The 5500-nt window shown below is 54.8% G+C and carries 1 protein-coding gene and 3 rRNA genes; 3 read left to right on the forward strand and 1 reads right to left on the reverse strand.

All coding sequences use genetic code 11. From position 1 onward, the window contains the following. The coding region (locus tag GOACH_RS24105; protein WP_217999528.1) for a hypothetical protein at positions 1–188 on the reverse strand (188 nt) is incomplete at its 3' end. On the opposite strand from GOACH_RS24105, the gene GOACH_RS22080 reads away from it, so the two are divergent. The 3 genes from GOACH_RS22080 (at position 184) to rrf (ending at position 5473) form a co-directional block, all read left to right on the forward strand. Next, a 16S ribosomal RNA gene (locus tag GOACH_RS22080) occupies positions 184–1705 on the forward strand. The two genes, GOACH_RS24105 and GOACH_RS22080, sit on opposite strands and share 5 nt — an antisense overlap. A gap of 407 nt (positions 1706–2112) precedes the next feature. Next, positions 2113–5246, forward strand: a 23S ribosomal RNA gene (locus GOACH_RS22085). A 110-nt stretch (positions 5247–5356) separates the two neighbouring features. Then, a 5S ribosomal RNA gene (gene rrf, locus GOACH_RS22090) occupies positions 5357–5473 on the forward strand. Together the 16S, 23S and 5S rRNA genes form the textbook arrangement of a ribosomal RNA operon. The last annotated feature ends 27 nt before the right edge of the window (positions 5474–5500 follow it).

Consider the following 5500-nt stretch of genomic DNA (forward strand, 5'->3'; position numbering starts at 1 on the left):
ATTGTCTGATGCCATATTTTGGCATCGTGTGTCCAAGTTTTTGGATTATGTGATGATTTTTTGTGATGCTCAGGCTTTGGTCTGGGTGTTGCTAGTTTTTGTTTGGTCAGGTTTTTGTCTCTCTGGCTGAGATTGTGTTGAAAATTCTGCCGGCCTTTGTTGGTGGTGGGTTTTTGATAGGTTTTCATGGAGAGTTTGATCCTGGCTCAGGACGAACGCTGGCGGCGTGCTTAACACATGCAAGTCGAACGGAAAGGCCCAGCTTGCTGGGTACTCGAGTGGCGAACGGGTGAGTAACACGTGGGTGATCTGCCCCTGACTCTGGGATAAGCCTGGGAAACTGGGTCTAATACCGGATATTCATTTTTCCTCGCATGGGGATTGGTGGAAAGCTTTTGCGGTTGGGGATGGGCCCGCGGCCTATCAGCTTGTTGGTGGGGTAATGGCCTACCAAGGCGACGACGGGTAGCCGACCTGAGAGGGTGATCGGCCACACTGGGACTGAGACACGGCCCAGACTCCTACGGGAGGCAGCAGTGGGGAATATTGCACAATGGGCGCAAGCCTGATGCAGCGACGCCGCGTGAGGGATGACGGCCTTCGGGTTGTAAACCTCTTTCAGCTCCGACGAAGCGCAAGTGACGGTAGGAGCAGAAGAAGCACCGGCCAACTACGTGCCAGCAGCCGCGGTAATACGTAGGGTGCAAGCGTTGTCCGGAATTACTGGGCGTAAAGAGCTCGTAGGCGGTTTGTCGCGTCGTCTGTGAAATTCTGCAGCTTAACTGTAGGCGTGCAGGCGATACGGGCAGACTTGAGTACTACAGGGGAGACTGGAATTCCTGGTGTAGCGGTGAAATGCGCAGATATCAGGAGGAACACCGGTGGCGAAGGCGGGTCTCTGGGTAGTAACTGACGCTGAGGAGCGAAAGCGTGGGTAGCGAACAGGATTAGATACCCTGGTAGTCCACGCCGTAAACGGTGGGTACTAGGTGTGGGTTTCATTTCACGGAATCCGTGCCGTAGCTAACGCATTAAGTACCCCGCCTGGGGAGTACGGCCGCAAGGCTAAAACTCAAAGGAATTGACGGGGGCCCGCACAAGCGGCGGAGCATGTGGATTAATTCGATGCAACGCGAAGAACCTTACCTGGGTTTGACATACACCAGACGCAGTCAGAGATGGCTGTTCCCTTGTGGTTGGTGTACAGGTGGTGCATGGCTGTCGTCAGCTCGTGTCGTGAGATGTTGGGTTAAGTCCCGCAACGAGCGCAACCCTTGTCCTGTATTGCCAGCGGGTTATGCCGGGGACTTGCAGGAGACTGCCGGGGTCAACTCGGAGGAAGGTGGGGATGACGTCAAGTCATCATGCCCCTTATGTCCAGGGCTTCACACATGCTACAATGGCTGGTACAGAGGGCTGCGAGACCGTGAGGTGGAGCGAATCCCTTAAAGCCAGTCTCAGTTCGGATTGGGGTCTGCAACTCGACCCCATGAAGTCGGAGTCGCTAGTAATCGCAGATCAGCAACGCTGCGGTGAATACGTTCCCGGGCCTTGTACACACCGCCCGTCACGTCATGAAAGTCGGTAACACCCGAAGCCGGTGGCCTAACCCTTGTGGAGGGAGCTGTCGAAGGTGGGATCGGCGATTGGGACGAAGTCGTAACAAGGTAGCCGTACCGGAAGGTGCGGCTGGATCACCTCCTTTCTAAGGAGCACACAACACTGTTTGTTTCTGTACCCGTTCGTGGTACGGCAAACGTGTGTTCACGGGTGAAACATCAGACGGATCATGGTGCCGGCCGACTCATACGGTTGGCAACCAGATTGTTGCAGGTCGCAAGGCCTGCGCGTTTATCGCACACTATCGGGGTTCTGAGGGAACGCAAGTTGTCTCACGGATATCGAATATCGCGCTGCTCTGCTGACGCGTCTTGTGATGAGGCGTTGAGGGGTGTGTGGGTGTTCGATGTGTGTTGTTTGAGAAGTGCATAGTGGATGCGAGCATCTTTATTTTTGCAATGCATACAAGTTTTTTGGTTGTGTGTTTTGTCGAGTTTTTTGTGTCTACATTCGTGCCTCTTGTTTTGTTGGGGGGTGTGTTTGTAGGTGTTGTTGTAAGTGTTTTAGGGCGTTCGGTGGATGCCTTGGCACCAGGAGCCGATGAAGGACGTGGTAGGCCGCGATAGTCCTCGGGGAGTTGTCAAACGAGCTGTGATCCGAGGGTGTCCGAATGGGGAAACCCAGCACGAGTGATGTCGTGTTACCACCAGCTGAATGTATAGGCTGTGTGGGGGGAACGTGGGGAAGTGAAACATCTCAGTACCCATAGGAAGAGAAAACAATTGTGATTCCGTGAGTAGTGGCGAGCGAAAGCGGAGGAGGCTAAACCATGCGCATGTGATACCGGGTAGGGGTTGTGTGTGTGGTGTTGTGGGGTTCATCTTCCCTGATCTACCTGTCGGGGCGTGAGTGATAAATGCTGCATGTTAGGTGAAGTGGCCTGGAATGGTCTGCCGTAGACGGTGAGAGTCCGGTAGCTGAAAATGTGTGGTCTTGCGTGATGGATGCCCAAGTAGCAGCGGGCTCGTGGAATCTGCTGTGAATCTGCCGGGACCACCCGGTAAGCCTGAATACTTCCTGGTGACCGATAGCGGACTAGTACCGTGAGGGAAAGGTGAAAAGTACCCCGGGAGGGGAGTGAAATAGTACCTGAAACCGGACGCTTACAATCCGTCAGAGCCTGTGAATCATTTGGTTGATTGTGGGTGATGGCGTGCCTTTTGAAGAATGAGCCTGCGAGTTAGTGCTCGGTGGCGAGGTTAACCCGTGTGGGGTAGCCGTAGCGAAAGCGAGTCTGAATAGGGCGTGGAGTCGCCGGGTCTAGACCCGAAGCGGAGTGATCTACCCATGGCCAGGGTGAAGCGTCGGTAAGACGTCGTGGAGGCCCGAACCCACTTCAGTTGAAAATGGAGGGGATGAGCTGTGGGTAGGGGTGAAAGGCCAATCAAACTCCGTGATAGCTGGTTCTCCCCGAAATGCATTTAGGTGCAGCGTTCTGTGTTTCTTACCGGAGGTAGAGCTACTGGATGGCCGATGGGCCCTACTAGGTTACTGACGTCAGCCAAACTCCGAATGCCGGTAAGTGAGAGCAGGGCAGTGAGACTGCGGGCGATAAGGTTCGTAGTCGAGAGGGAAACAGCCCAGATCGCCGGCTAAGGCCCCTAAGCGTGTACTAAGTGGAAAAGGATGTGGGGTCGCGAAGACAACCAGGAGGTTGGCTTAGAAGCAGCCACCCTTGAAAGAGTGCGTAATAGCTCACTGGTCAAGTGATCCTGCGCCGACAATGTAGCGGGGCTCAAGTACACCGCCGAAGCCGCGGCACTCACATAAGCCCGCCCATGATCTACGGGTTGTGGGCTAGGTGTGTGGGTGGGTAGGGGAGCGTCCTGCATCCGTGGAAGCGCCGGAGTGATCTAGGTGTGGAGGGTGTGGGAGTGAGAATGCAGGCATGAGTAGCGAAAGCAGAGTGAGAAACTCTGCCGCCGAATGACCAAGGGTTCCTGGGCCAGGCTAATCCGCCCAGGGTGAGTCGGGACCTAAGGCGAGGCCGACAGGCGTAGTCGATGGACAACGGGTTGATATTCCCGTACCCGTGTATCCGCGCCCATGCTGAATCAGTTGTACTAACTGTCCAGATCCCCCAGGAAGGCCTTCGGGTCTCGGGTGGGGTGATGCACAGGACCTTGGCTGGTAGTAGGCAAGCGATGGGGTGACGCAGGAAGGTAGTGGTGCCAGGCGATGGTTGTCCTGGTGTAAGCCTGTAGGGCGTTGTGTAGGTAAATCCGCACAGCTTGTGCCTGAGAGGTGATGCGTAACCGTTGTGGTGAAGTCCATGATCCTATGCTGCCGAGAAAAGCCTCTAGTGAGTTGGTACACGGCCCGTACCCCAAACCAACACAGGTGGTCAGGTAGAGAATACTAAGGCGATCGAGAGAACTGTGGTTAAGGAACTCGGCAAAATGCCCCCGTAACTTCGGGAGAAGGGGGACCCATCCTGGTGACGACATTTACTGTTTGAGCTGGTGTGGGTCGCAGAGACCAGAGAGAAGCGACTGTTTACTAAAAACACAGGTCCGTGCGAAGTCGTAAGACGATGTATACGGACTGACGCCTGCCCGGTGCTGGAAGGTTAAGAGGACCGGTTAGTTCCCTTCGGGGGGCGAAGCTGAGAATTTAAGCCCCAGTAAACGGCGGTGGTAACTATAACCATCCTAAGGTAGCGAAATTCCTTGTCGGGTAAGTTCCGACCTGCACGAATGGCGTAACGACTTCTCTGCTGTCTCAACCACAGACTCGGCGAAATTGCAGTACGAGTAAAGATGCTCGTTACGCGCGGCAGGACGAAAAGACCCCGGGACCTTCACTATAGCTTGGTATTGGTGTTCGGTTCGGTTTGTGTAGGATAGGTGGGAGACTGTGAAGTGGGCACGCCAGTGTTCATGGAGTCATTGTTGAAATACCACTCTGATCGTATTGGACTTCTAACCTCGGACCCTGATCGGGTTCAGGGACAGTGCCTGGTGGGTAGTTTAACTGGGGCGGTTGCCTCCTAAAATGTAACGGAGGCGCCCAAAGGTTCCCTCAGCCTGGTTGGCAATCAGGTGTTGAGTGTAAGTGCACAAGGGAGCTTGACTGTGAGACGTACGTGTCGAGCAGGGACGAAAGTCGGGACTAGTGATCCGGCACCAACGTGTGGAAGTGGTGTCGCTCAACGGATAAAAGGTACCCCGGGGATAACAGGCTGATCTTCCCCAAGAGTCCATATCGACGGGATGGTTTGGCACCTCGATGTCGGCTCGTCGCATCCTGGGGCTGGAGTAGGTCCCAAGGGTTGGGCTGTTCGCCCATTAAAGCGGCACGCGAGCTGGGTTTAGAACGTCGTGAGACAGTTCGGTCTCTATCCGCCGCGCGCGTTAGAAACTTGAGGAAACCTGTCCCTAGTACGAGAGGACCGGGACGGACGAACCTCTGGTGTGCCAGTTGTTCCGCCAGGAGCACTGCTGGTTAGCTACGTTCGGAAGGGATAACCGCTGAAAGCATCTAAGCGGGAAGCCTGTTCCAAGATGAGGTTTCTCACCCTCTTGAAGGGTTAAGGCCCCCTACAGACCATGGGGTTGATAGGCCAGAACTGTACGCCTAGTAATAGGTTCAGGTGACTGGTACTAATCGGCCGAGGACTTACCAACAACACCCAACACATCAACTTGATGAATAAAGTGTGTTCGCATCCACTATGACACTTCTGAAACAACACACACGAATAAACAAACACGCGTGTGTGTGTGTTTCACATTGTTTCGGCGGCTATAGCGGTGGGGAAACGCCCGGTCCCATTCCGAACCCGGAAGCTAAGCCCACCAGCGCCAATGGTACTGCACTCTAATCGGTGTGGGAGAGTAGGACACCGCCGAGCACAACATTCCAGTCATGCCCCGCACCC

Source organism: Gordonia aichiensis NBRC 108223, assembly GCF_000332975.1.
In the GTDB taxonomy this organism is placed as follows: domain Bacteria; phylum Actinomycetota; class Actinomycetes; order Mycobacteriales; family Mycobacteriaceae; genus Gordonia; species Gordonia aichiensis.